2 protein-coding genes are annotated in these 2,158 nt (G+C 63.2%); both read left to right on the forward strand.

Annotation, left to right across the window (positions count from 1 at the left end):
- Positions 1-261: helix-turn-helix domain-containing protein (locus PA598K_RS35040; RefSeq protein ID WP_185602435.1), on the forward strand; the 261-nt coding region annotated here is incomplete at its 5' end.
- 3 nt (positions 262-264) lie between these two features.
- Positions 265-1,989, forward strand: coding sequence for a hypothetical protein (locus PA598K_RS35045; RefSeq protein WP_128661299.1), 1,725 nt, complete (start codon positions 265-267; stop codon positions 1,987-1,989).
- Positions 1,990-2,158: the final 169 nt, after the last annotated feature.

Raw genomic sequence — 2,158 nt, forward strand, 5'->3', positions numbered from 1 at the left:
CTGAGCCGCCTGTTCAAGCGCGCCACCGGTTACACCTTTGTCGACTATCTGGTCGAGATTCGCGTACGCCGGGCGATCGAGCTGATGCAGGTGCCGAGCTACAAAAACTATGAGATTGCCCGCAAGGTCGGGTACGAGGACTATCGCTACTTTAGCCAGATCTTCAAGAAAAAAACCGGTCAGACGATCGGCGCCTATCGCGCTGCTCTGACCCCGGGAGCGGCTGTCCCTGGCCGTCCCCATCATGAGGAGGAGAGATAACCGATGACGACAAGACAGATTCCCGATACGCTGCTGCTCGAGGAGCGGGCCGGCCACGCCTTGAACGCGATGGCAGGCATGTCCGACCCCGAGTTCCACGACTACCCGTTCTTCGCAGCCAATCTGATGAGCGAGCCGGCCAATCTGACGCACGGCGACTGGGACTTCGGCTCGTCCCACGGCCGCATGATCGACGGCATGATCCTGGCTCGCCATATGTCCGGCGATCAGACCGGCGAGGAGATCGAGGCGCTGTACCGGGACAACCTGATGAAGTTTTTCGGGGAGGACGGGCTCAGCTATCGGCAGCATAATCCGAACTTCGACTGGGAGCAGAACGCCAACCTGATCGACCAGCGGGCGGTCATCCTGTCGCTGACGACGTGGTATATCGCCAGCGGCGATCCCAAGGTCAAGGAGGCGGCCGACCGTCATGTCGCCGCGCTCAAGCGGATCGCGATCAAGGAGCGCGAGGTATGGTACTACCCGGCCTCCGAGTACAAGGAAGGCGGCTGGCCGTCGCGCAATGCGGCGCTGCTGCGGCTCGCTCCTGATCCGGCGGCGTTTTGCGGACGTCTCATCATGCCGCTGCTCAAGTATCACGAGGTGACCGGCAACGCCGACGCCTTCGAGCTGTGCCGCTTTTTCGCGGCGCTGATCGTCGAGCGCAGCGGCGTCTTCAACGCGGACGGCAGCTTCAACGACGCGCTCGCCTACCGCAGCGGCCATTTCCATACGCGGTTGGGGACGCTGGACGCGCTGGCGCGATTCGGCGCCTTTACGGGGGACGCCAAGCTGATCGCCTGGGTGGAGAAGAGCTATGCGTGGGCGCTGACGAAGTGCACGTCGTTCGGCTGGACGCCCGGCGATCTCAAGGAGCAGGCGTACGAGCACGAGACTTGCTCGCTCGTCGATCTGATCGCCACCGGCATCACGCTCGCCAAGAGCGGCTATACACGCTATTGGGGGACGACGGAACGTTTCCTGCGCAACCATCTGACCGAATCGCAGCTGCTCGACCTGAGCTGGGTCAAGGAGACGGATGATCAGACGGGCAACGTGCCGGGCAAGATCAGCTACACCGATGTAGCCAAGCGGACGCGCGGCGCCTTTGCCGGCTACTCCGCCCCCAATGACTTCTGCTGCGATGTCAATCACGGCCGCGGCCATACCAATGACATCCAGATCTGCTGCCTCGGCTCGGGGACGCGCGGTCTGTACATGGGCTGGAGCAACACCGTGACGGAGCAGGACGGCAGAGTGAGCGTCAATTTCCTGCTCAATCGCGGCTCCGTATGGCTCGACGTCGACAGCTATCTGCCGCATGAGGGCAAGGTTGTGCTCCATATCCGCCGCGACATCCGCGAGCTGCGCGTCCGCGTCCCGGAGTGGGCCGGCTATACCAAGGTTCGGATCGTCCGCGAGCGCGGCGAGGACCGTCTGGAGGGGCATGGCATGGAGCCGAGCAGTTGGGTGCAGGAGTGCTTCCTGCTGCTGGGCGAGGCGACAGCAGGCGAGACGATCACGATTACCTTCCCGCTCAGCCACCGGACGACGATCGAGACCGCGGTCGGCGAGACATTCGAGACGCGCTGGCGCGGAGACGATGTGATCGGCATCTCGCCGGAGGGCAGGTATCATCCATTTTACAGCGGTCGTCAGGTGTATGATGCGGCGCCGATGCGCGAGGGCGAGTACCGGCGGCCGGAGCAGGAGATCGTATGGTAGGCCATGCGGAAGAGTGCCAAGGGAGGGATGTACGATGAAGACAGTGGTAGCGATCTATACAGGACTGGCGCTGGCGGAGCCGCTCAAGGCGGTCTTCCGGGAGCAGCTGCCGGAGGCGAGGCTGGTCAATATCGTCGACGATTCGCTGATCGCCGACGTCATCCGCGAG

The organism is Paenibacillus sp. 598K (assembly GCF_003851045.1).
In the GTDB taxonomy this organism is placed as follows: domain Bacteria; phylum Bacillota; class Bacilli; order Paenibacillales; family Paenibacillaceae; genus Paenibacillus_D.